The organism is Sporosarcina koreensis, assembly GCF_001531445.1.
GTDB classification, from domain to species: domain Bacteria; phylum Bacillota; class Bacilli; order Bacillales_A; family Planococcaceae; genus Sporosarcina; species Sporosarcina koreensis_C.
On sequence record NZ_LQYA01000008.1, the window covers coordinates 12385 to 31943 of the forward strand.

The 19559-nt window shown below is 37.8% G+C and carries 18 protein-coding genes; 3 read left to right on the forward strand and 15 right to left on the reverse strand.

Features of this window, described 5'->3' with window-relative positions; genetic code table 11:
• Positions 1-61: 61 nt before the first annotated feature.
• From AWV70_RS02795 to AWV70_RS02805, 3 genes are all read right to left on the reverse strand, one after another.
• Complete coding sequence (locus AWV70_RS02795) at positions 62-652, reverse strand: ankyrin repeat domain-containing protein (RefSeq protein WP_060204228.1); 591 nt, start codon at positions 650-652, stop codon at positions 62-64.
• 259 nt (positions 653-911) lie between these two features.
• A complete protein-coding gene (gene blaI, locus AWV70_RS02800; protein WP_060204146.1) occupies positions 912-1295 on the reverse strand; it encodes a penicillinase repressor BlaI in 384 nt (127 codons plus the stop codon).
• Positions 1296-1338: 43 nt separating this feature from the next.
• Entirely contained in the window at positions 1339-3111 is a 1773-nt protein-coding gene (locus AWV70_RS02805; protein ID WP_060204148.1) for a BlaR1 family beta-lactam sensor/signal transducer, read from the reverse strand.
• A 355-nt stretch (positions 3112-3466) separates the two neighbouring features.
• Between AWV70_RS02805 and bla the strand changes: the two genes are divergently transcribed.
• Together bla and AWV70_RS02815 are read left to right on the forward strand one after the other, a co-directional pair.
• Entirely contained in the window at positions 3467-4402 is a 936-nt protein-coding gene (bla, locus tag AWV70_RS02810) for a class A beta-lactamase (protein ID WP_060204150.1), read from the forward strand.
• A gap of 131 nt (positions 4403-4533) precedes the next feature.
• Positions 4534-5409, forward strand: coding sequence for a LysR family transcriptional regulator (locus AWV70_RS02815; protein ID WP_060204152.1), 876 nt, complete (start codon positions 4534-4536; stop codon positions 5407-5409).
• A gap of 75 nt (positions 5410-5484) precedes the next feature.
• Here the strand turns inward: AWV70_RS02815 and AWV70_RS02820 are convergent, their stop codons facing one another.
• From AWV70_RS02820 to AWV70_RS02865, 10 genes are all read right to left on the reverse strand, one after another.
• Positions 5485-5988: a PadR family transcriptional regulator gene (locus AWV70_RS02820; protein ID WP_060204154.1), complete on the reverse strand. Its 504-nt coding sequence runs from the start codon at positions 5986-5988 to the stop codon at positions 5485-5487.
• Positions 5989-5992: 4 nt separating this feature from the next.
• Positions 5993-8455: an FtsX-like permease family protein gene (locus AWV70_RS02825; protein ID WP_060204156.1), complete on the reverse strand. Its 2463-nt coding sequence runs from the start codon at positions 8453-8455 to the stop codon at positions 5993-5995.
• Entirely contained in the window at positions 8424-9143 is a 720-nt protein-coding gene (locus AWV70_RS02830) for an ABC transporter ATP-binding protein (RefSeq protein WP_060204158.1), read from the reverse strand. The genes AWV70_RS02825 and AWV70_RS02830 overlap by 32 nt, the downstream gene beginning before the upstream one ends.
• Before the next feature lie 172 nt (positions 9144-9315).
• The gene (locus tag AWV70_RS02835; RefSeq protein ID WP_060204160.1) at positions 9316-10011 is read right to left on the reverse strand and encodes a response regulator transcription factor; all 696 of its coding nucleotides are present in this window, start codon (positions 10009-10011) and stop codon (positions 9316-9318) included.
• Positions 9983-11476 carry a sensor histidine kinase gene (locus tag AWV70_RS02840; RefSeq protein WP_060204162.1) on the reverse strand — a complete coding sequence of 498 codons (1494 nt, stop codon included), beginning with the start codon at positions 11474-11476 and terminating at the stop codon, positions 9983-9985. The genes AWV70_RS02835 and AWV70_RS02840 overlap by 29 nt, the downstream gene beginning before the upstream one ends.
• A gap of 239 nt (positions 11477-11715) precedes the next feature.
• Positions 11716-12711: a DUF4822 domain-containing protein gene (locus tag AWV70_RS02845; protein ID WP_060204164.1), complete on the reverse strand. Its 996-nt coding sequence runs from the start codon at positions 12709-12711 to the stop codon at positions 11716-11718.
• A 157-nt stretch (positions 12712-12868) separates the two neighbouring features.
• On the reverse strand, positions 12869-13834 hold the full coding sequence (gene ftsZ / locus AWV70_RS02850) for a cell division protein FtsZ (protein ID WP_060204230.1): 966 nt from the start codon (positions 13832-13834) through the stop codon (positions 12869-12871).
• A 262-nt stretch (positions 13835-14096) separates the two neighbouring features.
• Positions 14097-15239 carry an MFS transporter gene (locus AWV70_RS02855; protein WP_060204167.1) on the reverse strand — a complete coding sequence of 381 codons (1143 nt, stop codon included), beginning with the start codon at positions 15237-15239 and terminating at the stop codon, positions 14097-14099.
• A 64-nt stretch (positions 15240-15303) separates the two neighbouring features.
• Positions 15304-15900 carry a TetR/AcrR family transcriptional regulator gene (locus tag AWV70_RS02860; RefSeq protein WP_060204169.1) on the reverse strand — a complete coding sequence of 199 codons (597 nt, stop codon included), beginning with the start codon at positions 15898-15900 and terminating at the stop codon, positions 15304-15306.
• A gap of 60 nt (positions 15901-15960) precedes the next feature.
• Positions 15961-17139, reverse strand: a complete 1179-nt coding sequence (locus AWV70_RS02865) for an MFS transporter (protein WP_060204171.1) — start codon at positions 17137-17139, stop codon at positions 15961-15963.
• A 100-nt stretch (positions 17140-17239) separates the two neighbouring features.
• On the opposite strand from AWV70_RS02865, the gene AWV70_RS02870 reads away from it, so the two are divergent.
• Positions 17240-18106 (forward strand): LysR family transcriptional regulator, encoded by an 867-nt coding sequence (locus AWV70_RS02870; RefSeq protein WP_060204173.1) that lies wholly within the window; start codon positions 17240-17242, stop codon positions 18104-18106.
• A gap of 382 nt (positions 18107-18488) precedes the next feature.
• Here AWV70_RS02870 and AWV70_RS02875 read toward each other — a convergent pair whose 3' ends face one another.
• Entirely contained in the window at positions 18489-18866 is a 378-nt protein-coding gene (locus AWV70_RS02875; RefSeq protein WP_153009882.1) for a hypothetical protein, read from the reverse strand.
• Between the two features lie 292 nt (positions 18867-19158).
• Positions 19159-19473 (reverse strand): hypothetical protein, encoded by a 315-nt coding sequence (locus AWV70_RS02880; RefSeq protein WP_060204177.1) that lies wholly within the window; start codon positions 19471-19473, stop codon positions 19159-19161.
• Between the last annotated feature and the right edge of the window lie 86 nt (positions 19474-19559).

The following is a 19559-nucleotide window of genomic DNA, read 5'->3' on the forward strand; positions in this document are numbered from 1 at the left end:
ATTCAAAATAGAATGAAAACTTATTCTAAAATGATAAACATAGTTTATCACTATAAAATTATCACGCACCAGCTTCTTTCAAAATACGTTCAATTTCTTTAAATCCACGTTTTTCCGCATGTTCCAAAGGGGTAACTCCATCTTTATCACTAATATTGACATCAGCACCATGGTCAACTAATAATTGCACGATTTCTTGATAGTTCTCCTCACCATTTCCTAAAATGACAGCTTCCAATAATGCAGTCCAATGCAAGTTATTCAGGTGATTCACGTCCGTGTCAGAGTTCGTTAAAAGCTCTTTCACAATATCTACATGTCCTCGATCCGAAGCCGGAATGAGCGCAGTTCCACCAAAGCGATTTGTAATTGTTGTATCGGCCCCAGCTTGAACGGCAAGTTTCACGATTTCCAGCAAACCTTCTGCTCCTGCATATAAAAGCACATTATCTTTATTGTTATTGCGGATATTGATGTCTGCCCCTTTTTCAATAAGTACTTTAACTGTATCTACTTTATTCTTTTGCGTCGCAGCCATCACTGCTGTAACTCCCTGATTATTTGTCGCATTGATATCTGCTCCGTCTTCTAGTAATTCCAAAACGGTTTTTGTGTCTCCTTCTGCTGCTGCAGAAATTAACTGTTGTTCCATATTCTTTCCCTCCCTATTTTCTTGTATAGGTGAACCTTCCTCGGAGTTTGGAGTCGTGCTACATGCAGTAAGCATAACTACAAGGAAACTTATAAAAATCCCTTTCAGCTTCATAATAGTCTGCACCTCCTATATAAACATGTTATCATGAGGGTATTTATATGAAAAATATTAATAAAATTTGTTCTACTAATGTTTTGCATATACAAAGAGACATAAAAAAAGATGCTTATTATAAAATAATAAACATCCCCTGCATTCACTTCTTTTTAGGCTTTTCGTTCAAAATGGAACGTAATTCTTTAATATCCGTTTCCGACAAGGAATCATCCTCCACGAACTGAACTAACATCGACTTTAACGTCCCACCATAGATTCGTTTAATAAATGAACGTGCTTCGGCTCTCTGACATTCATCTTGCGAATAAAGCGGGAAAAAAGTATAGACTCTCTGATCTTTATTAACCCCTATCACTTTTTTGTGAACGAGACGATCCAAAAGAGTGCGTACGGTTTTCGGCTTCCAATCAATTTTCTCCTGCAAGGAGGATATAACGTCATTGGCCGTTTGTGGAGCCTTTTCCCACAGGACATTCATTACTTCCCATTCTGATTCTGAAATATTTGGGATTTCTTTCGTCAACCTTATTCCCCTCCTTCTCTTGAATGACGACTTCCTTTTATCGTTAATAGATTCCTTTATCTTTTAAAATTGATAACGTGATTTCCGCTGCCTTGCTTCCATAACTATTATCTTCATTTTGTATATTTGTTGCAAAGAAATAAGTATTGTCCTCAGTCTCTACATATCCAATGAACCAGCCGTTTACATTCTTGCCATTAACATTGCCCGTACCTGTTTTCCCAGAGAGGTGGTAACCATCGTATCCCTCTAAAATTAGGGAATCTTTAACCGCTTGGATATTCTTGTCCTCGAATCCAAATTGATTTGTATAAAACGCTACTAGCAATTGGACCTGTTCAACTGGAGATATCCTTAATGAAGATTCCAGCCAATAGTCTTGTCCACCAGAAAGATCATCATTTCCATAGCCCATCTGTTCCACATACGCTTTTGTAGTTTTCCGTGGGATTTTTTCGTCCACTTCTTGAAAATACCAGGTCACTGAATTTTTCATGGCCGTTGATAAGTTTTGGTCTGTATTCCAAGATACATAAGGATATTTCGTTCCATTCCATTTCATCGTGGAATTGTCACTTGTTATCACATCTGATTCCAATCCAATTAATGCACTATACATTTTGTAAGTAGAATTCGGAGAAACTCTTAGCGTGCTTTTATCCTCATTATAAATACGATATTGACCAGCTTCCAAGTCATATAAGACAAAGCTTCCATCGTACCCATCAAAATAAGAGCTTAAATCCTCATAAACCGTGTCTTCATTATTAAAATCGTAGTGGTCATTCGTAGTGGCCATTGCGGAAATAAATGGTACCTGACTCGCTACAAATACACCTATCAATGTAAAGATTGAAATACTCTTCAACTTCATCCACTTTGACTCAATTGTAAAGGATGCGATTCTTTCAATCCGCTTTTTCATTTGCTCCTTTGAACCGTTAAACTGATTGGCCAAAGCAAAATCTTTAGAGTGGGATGTCATAGCTGCGAAATTAATAATCGCATTCCCGTAATCTAGGTGACAATGCTCATCTAAAGATTTCAAAACAGCTATGTCACAAGCTATCTCACGATCCAATCTCATTTTTTTAAAAGCAATCCATACGAGTGGATTAAACCAATACAAAATTTGATAAATAATCATGAGATAATTTGTTGCTATATCTTTGTATTTATAGTGATGCAGTTCATGCATAAAAATATATTCGATATCTTTTATAGACATCCATTCGTCAAGATGTTTCGGCAGCACAACATACGTCTTAAACAGACCGAATGTCATTGGAGATTTGACAAGGGATGATTCTCCAACGGTTAAAGGTTTAGATATATGTAAATGATGCTTGCATCGTTCAAATAAGTGTACAACGTCTTGATTGTTCAAGACTGTTGTCGTATTTTTGATTTTCCTTACTTTGAACCACGCTTGTAGGAATAGAACAGCCATAACGAGCATGCCTGCAATCCAAATAGTTGTTAATCCGACAGTTAAAAACTTCAGATTAAGTTGATTGACAGGTATTGCAAAGTCCTGCATCCAGTTTACGTTACTAAGCCTTGAACCTTCAACGGTGCTTATAGAGGAGTCGCCGACTTTATTGCTTTGATTTATATGAAAAAAAATAAAAGGATTTTTAAAATGAATCAATTGCTTAGGTATAAATGGAAGCGTTAATGCGATCAATAATAAAAACCATAGATTGTATTGCCATTTTGCTGAAAGCTGCTTAGAGAATAATTTCCTAATAAGCAAAATAACCACTATCGTAATAGTAGATACAAAAAAACTTGTGATTAAATGGGTGAAAAACATACTTCTTAACCTCCTTTTCCCGAAGTACCACGATTAATGCTTTACATTCAGCTGATTCCCTTCAAGAAAATTCAACAACCCTATCCATTGGTACTCGAAGTTTAACACTTCATTACAATCTTATCAATTCATCATTTTTTCGAAATGGACTTTATGATTTTTTCCTTAACGGTAGAGTGAGGATTTTTTTAGTTTAACAGGTTGACATTTTTCGATTACAATTGTAATATCAGACTACAGTTGTAGTCAACATTGAGAGGAGGTAAATATTTGATCGGCTACATCTGTGAGTTTAGATTGGTGCTGTAAGTAATGAAACAGTAACTAACTAACAGATAAAAACTAGAAAGAGGTTATGAATGTGATAAAAACATATAAACACAAATTCAGCATGCAGCATTTTACATTGCTCATGTTATTGGTCGCAGCGCTTACACTTACTGCTTGCACGGAGAAAGACAAGCCGTCTAAAGAGGAGAATGAAGTAGGACAAACAGTAAATATAGATGAAAAGTTTAGCCAACTCGAGAATGAGTTTGATGCACAGATTGGTGTCTATGCCATTGATACAGGCTCGAATGAAACCATTGAATATAAACCAGAAGAGCGCTTCGCTTTTGCCTCTACTTACAAAGCATTAGCTGCAGCGATCTTGCTGCAGCAGAACTCTTTGGAAGATCTTAAGGAAGTCATTACTTACACCGAGGAGGATTTAGTTACCTATTCTCCGATTACAGAAAAACATGTCGATACCGGGATGACCCTTTTGGAATTAAGTGAGGCGGCGGTTCGGTTCAGTGATAACACCGCGGGGAACCTCTTATTTGAAGCATTGGAAGGGCCTAAAGGATTTGAGCAAGCATTACGAGAAATAGGTGATAACGTTACAATTGCGGATCGGTTTGAACCAGATTTGAATAATTTCACACCAGAAGATTCCCGTGACACTAGCACACCGAAAGCTCTTGCTACGAGTCTTCAGGCATTCGCAGTTAGCGACTTACTATCTGATGATAAACGGGAAATGTTCACGGATTGGCTTAAAGGAAATGCTACAGGAGACAAACTGATTCGCGCAGGCGCACCTAAAGGCTGGGAGGTTGGTGATAAGAGCGGAGCGGGTGCTTATGGAACAAGGAATGACATTGCCGTTGTTTGGCCGCCAGACAGAGCACCAATTGTCATAGCGATTCTGTCTAAACATAATACGGTGGATGCTAAGTACGATGATAAGCTGATCTCGCGGACTGCTGAGATTGCACTTAACGCTTTGAAGGAATTAAGAGACTGATACGTTATTATTAAGGAGTTGCATAATCATTCATTAACACCTGAACATGCTATGATTAAGTTATATGAAAAACATTAATAAAATTCATCCAATATATGTTTTGCATATACCTAATGGAAAGGGTGTTAATGATGGATATTCGGCAATTACGCTATTTCATCGCGATTGTTGAAGAAAGAAAGATTTCTGCTGCTGCTAAAAGACTTCATATGTCCCAACCTCCATTAAGCCAGCAATTGAAAGCGATGGAAAAAGAACTCGGTTCAAAATTGGTCGAGCGAAGCGGAAAGTATTTGGAAGTGACAGAGGCAGGAAATGCTCTATATAAAAATGCTTTGGAAATAACTCAATTGATGGAAGAAACGAAAACTGAAGTAATGGAAGTCGGTAAAGGCGTAAATGGAAGGCTAACGATTGGAGTCAACACCTTTTCGGTCAGCGGATTGCCTGAAGTTCTTGAGAAGTTTCAAACACAATTCCCAAAGATCACGTATAAAATTCAACAAAACGAATCCTCACATCTTTGTCAATTAGTCAGGGATCGAATTGTGGAATTAGCAATTATCCGCTTGCCACTGCCGTTGGACGATTTTTCTGTGCTCCATCTATGTAATGAACCATTTTATTTCATTACATCTAAGGAACACCCATCATTTGATGAAGAAATCTCACTTACTGAGATTCAACATCATCCTCTTCTTTTTCCAAGTACAGAAGGATTAGGTGTGCATTATTTGATTCTAGAAGCGTTTTCCCGATTCAAGCTACAGCCTACTATTGTTGGTGAGTGTTCTGATATTAGTCTTTTGATGGATCTCGTTTCAGCTGACTTTGCCGCATCTATTGTCCCAGAAACCTTACTTCATCGATTCCGAGGATACCCGATAAATGCTTATCGAATATCAAGCTCAACCGAGTTGACTGGATCCGTCGGATTAATATGGCTCAAAGATCATAGCTTGTCCAAGGCTGCTCAAAATTTTATTGAGATAATTCAAACTATATAAGGGCCTATTCTTTATTAAACAACTGCATTAAAAAACCCAATTTCTCCTTAATAAATAGAGAAATTGGGTTAAGTTTCAACGGTTCCGGTTTACGACTTGGTTGATCCAGTTTAAATCTGCGTCTAAATGGAATAACATGCCGGTGGTCAATAAATATTTTGTTTCGTCCCCCTCAAATAGAAATTCCGTTTTTAACTGGGTCAACTCCATCACTTCTTGAATAATCAACGTTTTCTGTTGCTCCAGCATCTGCTGTTCATCGTGGAACTGAATTTTACGAGCACAACTCCATTTAAAGAAAAAATCCTCTTTTGATGTGTTGTAAGGCACCGGCTCCAACAGCCACTTTTCCAATTCTTCCTTGCCTTTTAGCTCCAATTCGTATACCTTTCTCTCCTGCTGATCCATCCCCGCCGAAGAGACAAGCTGATCGCGAATAAGACGATCCAAAGTTGTATAGATTTGGCCCGGATTAATTTTTGCTTTCGTGCCAAGAAGGGAATCCAATTCTAACTTCAATTCATAGCCATGATTTTTTTGCTTGTATAATAACGTTAAAATACCGTATTTGACTGACAAATTATCAACCTTCTTTGAGTAATGTTTGGATATCCATTTTACTCGCACTCTTGCTGGAAATCCAGGCTGCAACCAAGCTTAGAAAAACGCCTGCAACTATTGCTAGCAACATGTCACTATATGGCAATTGGAAAGATAGAAACCCGTCCATCAGCTGTGATTTGCTAGTCAAATAAATTAAAAGGATGCCAGTTGCCAGTCCTCCCAATATTCCTGTCAGTCCAATGAGCAAACCTTCAGCCAGTATCATATTCCGTACTTGCCGTTTCGTAAACCCAAGAGCCCGCATCGTTCCAAGTTCTGATACACGTTCCAATGTATTCATCAACAATGTATTCGCTGTTCCGATACTAGCTAACCCGACGACGAGGACTAACATGACAAAGAGAAGCTCGTTCATTCCTGAAATTGCGGAAGTTGTCGACTGTATTTCATCCTCGACTGTTTCTACCTTGGAAAGGTGGCTACTAAAATCAGTCCATAATTGATCCCGTATTGTATCATACGGCTCCTTATCTACGGATAGCAGCAAATCAAAACTGTTTGCCCATCCGAATACATCATTCATGACGAGAGCATCCATAAAAGCAACATAACCGGCATAATGCGATGTTTTCCCAACACCGATCACTTCAAAAGACTTTTTTCCGTTCGGGGTATTCAAGACAATACTTTCGCCAATTGTACCTCCCCACTCGGCAAAAGCACGTTCGCCAAGCAGGACGGAAGGATTTTGCCGTAAACGATTCATAATGTCCTTTTCCTGTCCGTGAGTATATAAGGAAGGGCCGTTTTCCCGTACCGCCAGAACGGAGAATTGTCTCATTTGCCCTTCAATCGTTTCCCACGTAATAGGAGTTGCCTCAGCTAATGGTTCAACATTTGTCACGCCACTATACGAAAGTATTTTTTCCATATCTTCAGCTAACCACGGTGCCTCTGATTTGACTCTCATATTTCCGCCATAAGTGCTTCTAATATCATTATCGATTCCTCTTGGTGCTGATTCTACTACCGCGCTTAACAACAAAATAACTGCTATGCCAATGGCTAGGATCGCCGCTGTATTTCCATTTCGGTTTAATTGTCGCGTAACATTACGGGACGCCAATGTACCGGGATACTTATAAAAGGTAACGAACACCGGTTTCATGAGTGCACTGAGACCCTTTAACAGGTACGGGAATAAAAGGATGGCTCCTGCGATAATCGCTGCATAGGAAACAGGGTGATCGATTGTTCCTAATAAAAGGAGCACGACGCCGAAGAACGCTTTTACATAATGCCGTTTGGATGTGGAAGTCGTACGATCTGCCATCTTCATTGTCAATAAGATTGAAGTCTTTCCCGCATAATAGATTGGAAAAAGAGAAAATACAATCGGAAATAGCAAACCGATAAGAACACCTATCAAGGAAGGCATTTCCCAATTCATTGTATAAACCATATCGAATTCAAATACTCCGAGAAGAGCTTTCATGAACAGATCTCCAAGCCAAATTCCAAGCGGTACGCCAATCGCAGTACCGATAAATGCCAATAGTGTCATTTCAATCAATACAAGCTTGGAAACGGAAGATTGCGTATAACCGAGACTTTTCATGATAGCGAATTCTTTTTTTCTTTCAATCACGCTTGTGTAGATCATATTAAAAACGATAAACCCACTGATGAAAATGGATAAACCGGCGATTAAATAGAAAAACGTGTAAAGCCCACCGATGTCATTGCTCTGTAGGTCATCCGCAACGACCGGTTCAATATATGTGCTCGTTCCTTGGAAATTTTGCTGGAAAGTGTTAAAAAGCTCCGTTCCATCCCCTTCCACTTGAAATCGCATATAGGAGATTTTATCCTGTTTTCCGGTCCATTCTCTGAGTAATGAAAGAGGAGCCAATACACGAAAACTAGTTGATTCAGCCCGTTCCCAATTGGAGGGACTTGCTAGTAGTTGGGTGTACTCGACGATGGCGGAAATTTTTGCTTCCCCCATTCCGGTAAACTGAATTGTATCACCGACACCCTTCCCTAAAAGTTCTGCGACCGGTTCTGGTACGATGAGTCCTTCATTATCCAACTTACCTTCGATGACCGGAAGTGTTAGTAGAGGACTGCTTTGATCGCTCACCCCTGTAATTCGCACGGCCCTTTGACTGAGGGACCGATCATCCGCAAGCTCGAAGAAAGCTTGCTTATCAAGTGCAAGCAATGAGTTTGACACAATGGGTTCATTGAGGATAGGTGAAATCAGATCTTCCGGGAACGTATAGTCATCACTTAAAACCCAATAATCCGCATTCGCCACATACATTTGCTCATAGTAATCAAACACATCATCCGTCGTTTTATCGGCAATTAACATGGACGTTACAAAAGCCGTTCCTAAAACCATCGCAAGTAAAGTGAAGAATAACCTTTTTTTGTTTTGCGTCATGTTACGCCATGAAATTCGCCAAATACTTAGCATAGTCACTATCCTCCCTAGAGATAACTTGATCGATGATTCCATCTTTAAAGAGAATGATACGATCCGCGAATCCAGCCGCAAAAATGTCATGAGTAACCATTACAATCGTTTGTTTGTTTTTACGATGAAACGTGGACAGCAAAACGAGGATCTCCTCCGCCCTGGCTCGATCCAAATTCCCTGTCGGTTCATCAGCCAATAAAACGGTTGGGTGATTCGCTAACGCTCGTGCAATCGCGACACGTTGCTGTTGGCCACCACTTAAAAGATTCACACGCTTGTCATTCAATCCTTCTAATCCAACAGATCGGGTTAACTCATGAATCCACTCAATGTTTTCTTTCGTTAATTTTCCGTCCGCATGAAGAGGAAATGCTATATTTTCTTCCACCGTCAAGTTTGGGAGCAATTGATAATTTTGAAATACGAAGCCCATATTCTTTCTCCGGAAGACTGTTCGTTCCTTTTCCTTCATGGCATGTATTGGTGTATGATCAATTTCAATTTCTCCTTTAGTAGGTACATCAAGACCTCCAAGCAATTGGAGCAACGTGCTTTTTCCGGAACCACTTGGTCCCATAATCGCTATGAATTCTCCCTCTTCAATATTTAAATTTACTCCCTTTAACACTTGTGTTGACTCTTGCCCATTCAAAAATTCTTTTTGTAAATTGCTAACTTCAATCATATGAATTCCTCCCATTCCTGCTTTATTATATACTAAGTATATATTTTTTCAAAGAAAATTCGTTGAATATAACTAAAAATCATTAATTAAAGTTGATAATTCAATAAAAAAACCAATAAAGTCATATACTAAGTATATAACCTTACCGGTTTCAAATACGCCCCGACAAATTTCAATTATTATTAAATCGATACCCCGAACCCCAGATCGTTTCTAAAAACACTGGGTTTTTCGGATCGAATTCTATCTTTTCTCGCAAGCGTTTAATATGAACAACAACAGTTGAAGTATCACCGAGCGAATCTAATCCCCAAACGCGTTCAAATAAATCTTCTTTGCTAAACACTTGATTTGGGTGCTTCATGAGAAATTTCAATAGCTCAAATTCCTTTGTCGTCAAATTAATTTCTTGGTCAAAGGAAAATACTTTATGTGATTTGGTATTCAAACGAATATCGTTCACTTCCAAGATTTCATCCGATGTTGTCTGAGGTCCCTTTGTTAAGCGTTCAAAACGATTTAAGTGTGATTTTACACGAGCGACCAACTCATTCGGGCTAAAGGGTTTCGTAATATAATCATCCGCACCAATTCCAAGCGCACGGATTTTATCGATATCTTCCTTTTTAGCAGACACCATCAAAATAGGTGTATTCACTTTCCTACGTAATCTTTTACAAATTTCAAATCCCGTCATGTTGGGAATCATAATATCCAGTATGATTAAGTCATACTTTCCGGTGAGCCCTTCTTCTAAACCGACTACTCCATCGGAAACGATATGGACATTCATTTCATTTAGCTCAAGATAATCCCTTTGCAATTCTGCTATGTCCTGATCATCCTCCACTAATAGAATTTCCTTCATTGTCTCCATTCTCCTTTAAAGGCAGCGTAAATGTGATGCTTGTACCTTCACCTAATTTGCTATCCGCTTTTATCGTTCCACCGTGCTCTAAAATAATTTGCCTAGCAATAGCGAGGCCCAAACCACTGCCGCCTTTATCACTATTTCTTGAGCTTTCAATACGGTAGAACCGATCAAAAATCATTTCTAAATTTTCCACAGCCATTCCGGCACCATTATCTTGTACGGTAATGCTTACTGTCTCGACTTCTTGTCTTGCAATAATCGTTATCCGCTTTTCTTCCTTATTCATATGCTTGACGCTATTTTGGATCATATTATCTAGCACTCGACGAATTTGTTGTACATCGATTCGTACAATGGCTTTGTTCAAATGGACATCTTGTAAAGTAAGGTGAATGTCTTTTTGCTCAAGGTCTAATTGATACTCTTCAACGAAATGGACGAGGAACTTTTTCAGATCAATATACTCAAAATGAAACGGTAATTTTTGAAGATCTAGTTTAGAAAACACAAAGAGGTCATCAATTAAAAAGTTCATGCTTTTCGCCTTATTATAAACAATGTTCAAGTATTTATCTTGTTTTGCTTTTGTATCAGCTACACCATCTTTTAATCCCTCTACATAGCCGATAATCGAAGTGATCGGTGTTTTCAAGTCATGTGAGATATTAGAAAGTAATTCCTTTCTATTTTCCTCATACTTTCTATTTTCTTTACTGACTCTGTTTAACGCCTCACGCAACTTCTCAAATTCTTGAGCAAGCTCACTCACTTCCCCTTTGCTTGTTGAAATTTCAATTTTCCCTTCCAACTTACCTTCTTTTAGTTGCTGCACTTTTTTACTTAATTCACGTAAAGGGACAATAATCGCTTTATTTAGCGAACGGTTAAACAAAATAACAAGAAAAACAGCAATGGCTAAAATTAAGGTGATAATAATGAACCCCCACCTTTGTAAAAATTCAGCAAAGCTATTTACTTGCTTTAAAATCATCACACTACCTTTATCGTTATCGGAGAAATGAAAATCAAACTTAAGATAGCGATAAAGGCTACCTTTGTTATCAATGGTGCCTTGCGTATAAATATTTTCAGTATCAAATTTAGGTGCATGAGCGATTAACGATTTTACAATAAGGTCAGGAGAATGATATAGGATTTCATCTTGTTTCCGGATAACAATATTCAAACCTTTCATTTCATACGTATCAATACTTTGTCGAATGTTGGGCTTCATCAAATCATCCGGATTTTCCTTAGCGATTTTACGGAATGTAACCAATGCTTCTTGCTCATCATATGTAATTTGCTTTTGCTGCGTAACGGATTTATACAGCTGTACAGGTGAAGAGGCCTGTCCATTTATTGCAAACAACAGAAGCCAAAATATAGCTACCATCGAGCAAATAATAACAAATAGACTCCCGAGAAATGTGATTAAAAACCGTGAACGCATATTCATACTACCTCCCCACCTCCTTAGCTATATTATTTGGACAGCTTATGTTTATCAATTACGCCTTGGCGTAATTGCGTCCAGATTTTGAATTGCGCTTGCGCAATTCACTCCTTTCAAAATCTGTGACATCCGCCAGAGGCTTAACTTGCAATCAGCAGGGAGTTTAGACTCCCTGCTGATTGAAATACTTTCTGGCATTCATCCCGCCACTTATGGAAGTGGGGGACTTCTGCTGAATCAAGTTAAAATCCAAAGGAAGGATTAAATTCACCTTCATAAGGCTCATGTTCCACATAGATTTCGATGTCATTCCCATCAGCAGCTTTACCCATTCGTTTATAAGTAAAGCGCTCATCGTTTAACTCAGTGATTTCAAGGGCAGCACCATATTTGTTTTCACCGATCGATACATGTGTACGTATTTTATTATCATTGATAACGTCAAAATATCCAAAATCTCCGCGGCTTTTCCCACTAGTTACATCGAAGAATTCATATTTGCTTGTCTCCGCATCAAATTTAGCAATACTAATGAAATTACTATTGTACTCTGTCACGTCATTGCCGTCTTTATCCAACACTATAGTACCATTCCACAAAGTATCCGCTAAAATACGAACTCCTGGAATATCTTTAACAATTTCGCCCGTTTCACTAGTTAACTGTGGACCAGCATTTGTAAACTCGAGCTCAGCCTCAGTATATGGTACGTGTTCAACATACACTTCAACTTCGTTGCCATCTTTGTCTACACCCATTCGTTTGTAGGTAAAGATTTCATTAGTGATCTCCGTAATATCCACGACTGCTTGATAGCCCATACTTTGAGAAATTAAAATCCGCTTTTCCCCATCATTCGTGATGAAGAATATTCCTTCATCACCGCGTGTTTCACCCGTTGCTTTATCGAAAAATTCATAGCGATTCGTTACTTGATCGTATTTTGCTAACCCAATGAAATTACTATTTTCTTCTGTTAGATCATTTCCTTCTTCATCATATACTTCAGTACCTTGCCAATTCGTAGAAGTAAGGATGTTGGATAGTTCTTCACCCTTCGACAGCTCTTCACCTTGGGCTACCTCTTCAGTTTTTGATGCATTTTCAACTTGACTCGTTTCTTCCTGAGTTGTAGTTCCTTGCTCTTCGTCTTCGCTAACACTTCCATTTGCACTGCAACCCGCAAGAACAAGGCCACCACTCAAAATGAACAACGATAAACTTTTCTTAGTAAACATAGATTTTACATCTCCTTTAACTTTTGTCTAACCCTATCGTAAACAATGAGTATAAAATCCATATAAACTATAAATAAAACGTTAATGAACAATATATTAAATTTATATTAACTCCTACCGACCGGTTGGTTGTGATCTTTTCCCATGAAGGTCGTCTTTAAATGATTGGCGCCCTCCAATCATTAAAGCCGGTAGCAATGACGGTTATAATAATTTCGTCTTGTAAGTTTTCATTAATGACAGAACCGATAATCATATTGGACTCGTTGTCTCCGACAGAAGCAATAATATTCGCAGCCTCCTGTACTTCATTTAGGCTTACATTTCTCCCGCCCGTAAGTTTCATTAGCACACCTTGAGCCTCATTTATGGAGGTACCAGCTCCGAATAACGGACTAGAAATAGCCTTTTTTGCAGCTTCAGCAGCACGGTTTTCACCTGTTGCCCTGCCAATGCCGATTAAGGCCGAACCTTTATCGGACATGATTGTTTTGACATCAGCAAAGTCAACGTTAATTAAGCCCGGTACGGTAATTACATCCGAAATTCCTTGGATCGTTTGACGTAGCACATGATCCGCTTCACGGAACGCTTCAACTATAGGTGTATTTTTATTTATCATATCCAATAAACGATCGTTTGGAATAACAATTAAAGTGTCTACTACTTTCTTCATCGTGGTGATTCCAACTTCCGCTTGCGCTGCACGATTACGCCCCTCAAACGTAAAAGGATATGTTACAACACCAATCGTAAGTATGCCTAGCTCACGGGCAATTTCGGCAATCGCAGGGGCGGCCCCTGTTCCTGTACCGCCCCCCATTCCGGCTGTGACGATGACCATGTCTGCATCTTTCATTTTCCTTTTGAGCGTCTCCTTACTTTCTTCAACTGCCTTCTTACCTATTTCCGGATTAGCTCCCGCTCCTAAACCTTTTGTCAATGTTGCACCGATTTGAATCTTTGTCTCTGCTTTTGATAATTTGATAGCTTGCACATCTGTATTAACAGCAATAAACTCTACACCCTGAACCCCATGCTCGATCATACGGTTTACAGTATTGTTCCCTCCGCCACCTACACCGATTACTTGAATGACAACTATATTCGTATCAAACTCCATCTCCATCGCTCCCTCTGGCTCTTCCATATGACCCTTTTCAAATGATCTACTTTTGATAATTAAAGAAAAAGGCATTATTAAAGCAGTTCCTGAAAGGAAACTACTTTAACAATGCCTTCATGAAGTTCTATTACTCCCCAAGATCTGTAGGATCCAACACCGGACGGGGAATTATTGTTTTTAATTTTATTATAATATTACCTGATAAGCAATAAACGTTATTTGAATGAGAGGGTCTGGATGATACAACTTTATATCCAATCTACACTAGTCTTTTCTTACGTAAATAAGGGATTAGAGAAATTAACCCTAGGATAGCTAAACACACTCCAATCCATAGGGGAGAGACAAAGCCATATCCTTTACTAATTCCTAAACCACCTAGTGACGAACCAATAACAACACCAAGTGTAATAAAAGAACTATGAACAGTATTTATCATCGCTCCATTTTTAACTGTTTTCATTACCCTTGCAATCATAGCTGGATTCAATGCCACCCCAGTTAACCCAATAAAAATAGTAGAAATAACCGCCATATACTTATTTTCCGCGCCAAAAGCAAATAAAGACATCGCTACTATTAATATAATCAATCCACCCATAAGTATTTTCATTGTAAATTCATCTGCATATTTGCCGATCACTATATTCCCAACTACCGTTGCGCTGCCATAGAGAACAAGTAAATATGGAATGCTTGCGCTTGAAAAGCCCGTGACATTTGTAAAAATAGGAGTGAAATAACTAAATGCTGCAAACGTACCGCCAATAATAAACATACTTGTGATGTAAGCTGCCCAAAGATGCCTATTCTTAAAATTTATAAGTTCGTCTTTCCAGTTTAGTTGCTCTTTAATTTCTGATGATGGTAGCAACCATTGAATCATAATCCCTGATACAAGAACAAGAACAGAAACAGCCCAAAAGCTTGTCCGCCAGCCAAAATGTTGTGAAATAACAGTAGTGATAGGTAAACCTATTACAGTTGAGATCATTAAACCTGCAAGTACAATTGATGCAGCTTTCCCCCTTGAATTCGGGTGAACCAATGTTGCAGAATAGGAAATTGCAACTCCAAAAGCTGATGATGAAGCAATTCCAGTTATAATACGAGAAATCATCATAATATCATAGTTCCAAGCAATGGCCCCAAGCGACTGACCAATTAAAAATATAAATATTAAAAACAATAATGCTTGTTTACTGCGTATTCGTAGTAGAATTGCAGTTAAAATGGGTCCCCCTATTACCATTGCACCTGCATAAGCTGTAATTAAATACCCAACAGATGAAACAGAAACCTGAAATGCAAGTGCCAGTTCGTTCATCATACCCGCTATCATAAACTCTGATGTGGTCATACAAAAAATTGCTAAAGCTAGTAAATAAATAATCGATGGCATATAAACTCTCCTAAATTCATTATTGTAACGAACGGTACAAAAATAATTCTAAAAAAAGAGCGCATTAAGCGCCAAAAATAGATTCTAACGTTCCGTTCATAATCTGTTCAGCAAACATCCGATTTTGCATCGAAGTATTAAGAACACGGAGCCCATAATAACTGCTTAAAAATAGACTAGCTAATTCCTCAGCTGTTTGTTTTTTAGAAATTTCTCCGGTCTGCAATCCTTCCGCCATTACTTTTTTAATAGCTTGGTTCAGAAGTTCAACATGTCTTGAGAAAATTTCTTGAACCATTAAATCATTATTAGCTCGTTCCACACTCGCATTGATCAATAAACATCCTTTTTGGTCAACAAACTCAAAGTCCTCTTTCAATGCCCATTCAAAAAAATTACGTAACCGTTCTTTAACTGGGATTGAGGCATCTAATATTTCTTTTTGTTCCCTAATCCCAATTTCATGGTAACGTTCCAGTACTTGTTTATACAGTTCATGTTTACTGCCGAAAGTATTGTATAAACTTCCTTTACCAAGTCCTGTATCACTGCATAAATCTTGCGTAGAGCACCCCTCATACCCTCTTATCCAAAATGTTTTCATTGCAACATCTACAATTGAGGAGTAATCAAACTCTCGTGGTCTGCCGCGTTTATTCAATCTTATCCCCCTCTCATTTTAAAGGTAGCATGAATAGAATATACCTTTTGTACCGAATGGTCAATAACTAGGCTCGAATTTTAATTTACCAGTTAAATAGAGAGAGTATCTGATAAAGATAAGTGCAATTGCCACAAATATTCCGGCAATCCAGCTTAAATGGACAATGTCCATATATTGAATAATAATTCCTCCTAAAGCAGATCCAAGCATCATCCCAACATTCATTAATGCTGTATTAAAACTTAACACCGTTTCAGCTGACTGGGGTTTCAATGAAACTAAATAAAATTGCTTTGCTGGTGTGGTCGTCCATGTTGCTATTCCCCATACAGCTAATGTAATAAATACGCCTACTGTAGAGTACTGCGTAAATGTTAGTACAATTAAAGCAGCGATGTGAACAGAAAGACTGATAGATATCGTTAGGTTTGGGCCCCATTTATCTACTGCATAGCCCCCAAAGCGTGAACCAATAAAAGCAAATGTGCCTAAAACAAATAATGCAACACTCGTCATCTCTATAGAAAAGCCAGCAGTTTTACTTAACAATGGGGCAATATAGGCAAATACCATCGTATAGCCTAAAATCCAAAAAATTGTTGTCGTTAAACCTGTAAGGACTCGTTTGTCTTTCATGATTTGTAACTGTTGCTTAAATGGTAATGGTTTATTGCCGCCTATAGTCGGTACTAATTTATAAAGTGCTACTAACAAAAACACTGTACCCAGTGCAATGATAAGGAAAATGTAATGCCAATCAAAATATCCAGCTAAAAATGTCCCGATAGGTACTCCAAGTACTAATGAAACGGTAAAACCAGTAATAACCGTCGCCATTGCACTGCCTCGTTTTTCAGGCGCAGCAATTTGAGCAGCATAGTTAGTGGCAACGACAATATACAGCCCTCCACTCATAGCCATAATGACTCTGGATAACATTAGAACAACGAAATTATAGCTCACAAATGCAACTAAATTTCCTAGAATAAATGTGAAGATAGCATATAAAAGTACTTTTTTACGGTCAAATTGAGATGTAAGTATAACTAAAACCAACGCTCCAATGGCATAAGAAAGAGAATAAATCGTAATCAACTGACCCGCTATTGAAATAGAAACATCCAGTTCAAAAGAGATCAGTTCTAAAATTCCAGAAACAACAAACTCAGCTGTTCCTGTTACAAAAGCTCCCAGAGCTAAAAGTATAATAATAAATTGGTCTATCTTGTTTTTCATGTTGTTTCCCCTCTCCTTACTAGAACATTGAATTTATTGTAATTGCTGTGTTAGCATAAGTAAAATTGATGTTTTTAATAAAGGAGATGAGTAATTACTCATGAGCATTATACGTTTTGAAATCATAGCAAAAGTAGTTGAGCTAGGAAGCTTTACAAAAACCGCTGAAAAATTAAATATGACACAGTCAGCCGTAAGTCATGCAGTGGCAAGTTTAGAATCTGAATTAGATGTTCCCCTGTTAATACGAGATCGTAAAAGAGGAATAACACTTACAGAAGTTGGCAAAAAAATTCTTCCCCATATGAGAGAGATATTGAAAAGAATGGATAGTATTAATCAAGAAATTGCATTAGCAACCAATTTGGAAACTGGACTCATTCGTATTGGTACGTTTGCTAGTGCCTCTTCTTGCTTATTACCTAAGTTACTTGCTAAATTTCAAAAGAAGCATCCTAAGATAGAATTTAAGTTTTACGAAGGAACATATGAAGAAATCACAGAATGGCTGAGTTCCGGAATTATTGACATTGGATTTGTCGTAAAGGGAAAATCAAACCCGGGTTTTGATTTGGTTCCTTTGATAAAAGACGATATGGTGGTGGCATATCATCCTGAACATCGATTTCTTGCCAAGGAAACAGTGGATATGGATGAGTTATTGGAGGAGTCTTTTATTATGCCGACCGGAATGTATCAATCTCATGTAGAAGCATTATTCGAGGAAGCACAGGTGAAACCTTCTATCCGTTTCGAGGTGCACGATTGTACAACGATTGCCAACATGGTACAAGAAGGGCTTGGAGTTACTATTGGTCCAGAACTTTTTTTAAAGACACAGCAAAACGTAAAAATCAGTAAACTAAATATCGAAAACAGTCGTGAAGTTGCCCTCGCTTGTCAATCGATTGAAAATGCATCTCCTGCTGTGAAGGAATTTCTTCATACTGCACAAAACGTATTTTAATGGAAACACCCAAACGACTCGCTGAGCTTTGTGAAAATGGCTTGTTGGAGAAAACACTAATTACAGAACCAACACCGAAATATACGTATGCATTGAATAGTGATACGGAGCCGATTGTACGAAATGCATTTTGGAAAAGTATTGACTCTACTACTAACAGGTTCGGTTGATAGGGAGAAAAGTACAATTAACAACGTAAATAACAGGTTAACCAGCATATATTTTAACAATGAAATCGCTTAGAATAGAGCGTTTTGGGCGAAATAACTTACTATCCTTATTGAACTAAACCAGCACCCGTTAGTTCAATAAGAAATGCTTCAAAGTAGAATATTTCTTCATCCTCGCAAACAAAAATTCCTTTTTCGTCTTAGAGCATTAACTATTCAGTATCAATTTCCTTTAAATGATTTGCTACCACTGAACAATTCGTTCCAACTGATACAACTGATCCTGCATTTTCAAAAGAAAAGAAGGTTGATTCCTCTAGCATCGTACCGACAACTTTGTTTTTAGAATTCGTCCAAAACTTAGGGACATCTTCTTCAATATGAAAAATACTTTTTGAAGTTGATAATAAACTTAATGATTGTACTAAAGCTAAATAGCTAATCAAAGGAGCAATTTTCAAAAATTCCTCTTCGTTTGCTATTTTGATTAAAATGTAGAATTCATCTGGATGATTATTCATTATTTCGAAACTAAAGTTTAGTTTTTCAATCTCTTTCCTTAAAAATTCAAAGTGATTCTTATCTTCCAATGTTACAAAATTCAATGGATAAGTATTGGAATCTTTTAATACCTTACAAAGAACTTCCTCACAAAACTATTTACAATCAATACCTATATCGAAAGTATATTTTATATCTCCCATTAGGTCGCAAGGAAAATATTTCACAAAGTCATCATGTGATTCAAGCACCATCCAAATGCCTCCTTTTAATAAAGCCGTCTTGCTCATTGAACTAACCTGCTTTGTTAGTTCATTAAATTTAACACAAAGGTGCGTAATCCTTCTTGGATCAACGCACCCGTTAGTTAAATAAGAACCTTCAATCATTAACTGTTTTCATTACGAATTTCATATTGTCTAAATCCCAAACATCATCATCAGCATTAGAAAAAACAGTTATTTCAAGCTTCTGTCCAATGCTATATTCCCCAATACCTTCAACAGGAATTTCGTATATATTTCCGTCTTTTCTACCTTCATCAACCCCACCATATTCTTTAATAACTAACATTTCTTCTTCAACAAGTATCTCCTCCACTGATCCTGTGAAAGAAAAGTCCCCACGGTATTCAGAACAACCTGCAATGAATAATACAATTAAAAACAAAAAACTTATCTCAATCTTATTCTTCACAATAACCCTCCTTAAAAAGATAGAAGAATAAACGACTTAAAGTATCCAATTGATATTCAGCTAAACTCCCGTTAGCCATCCACGCA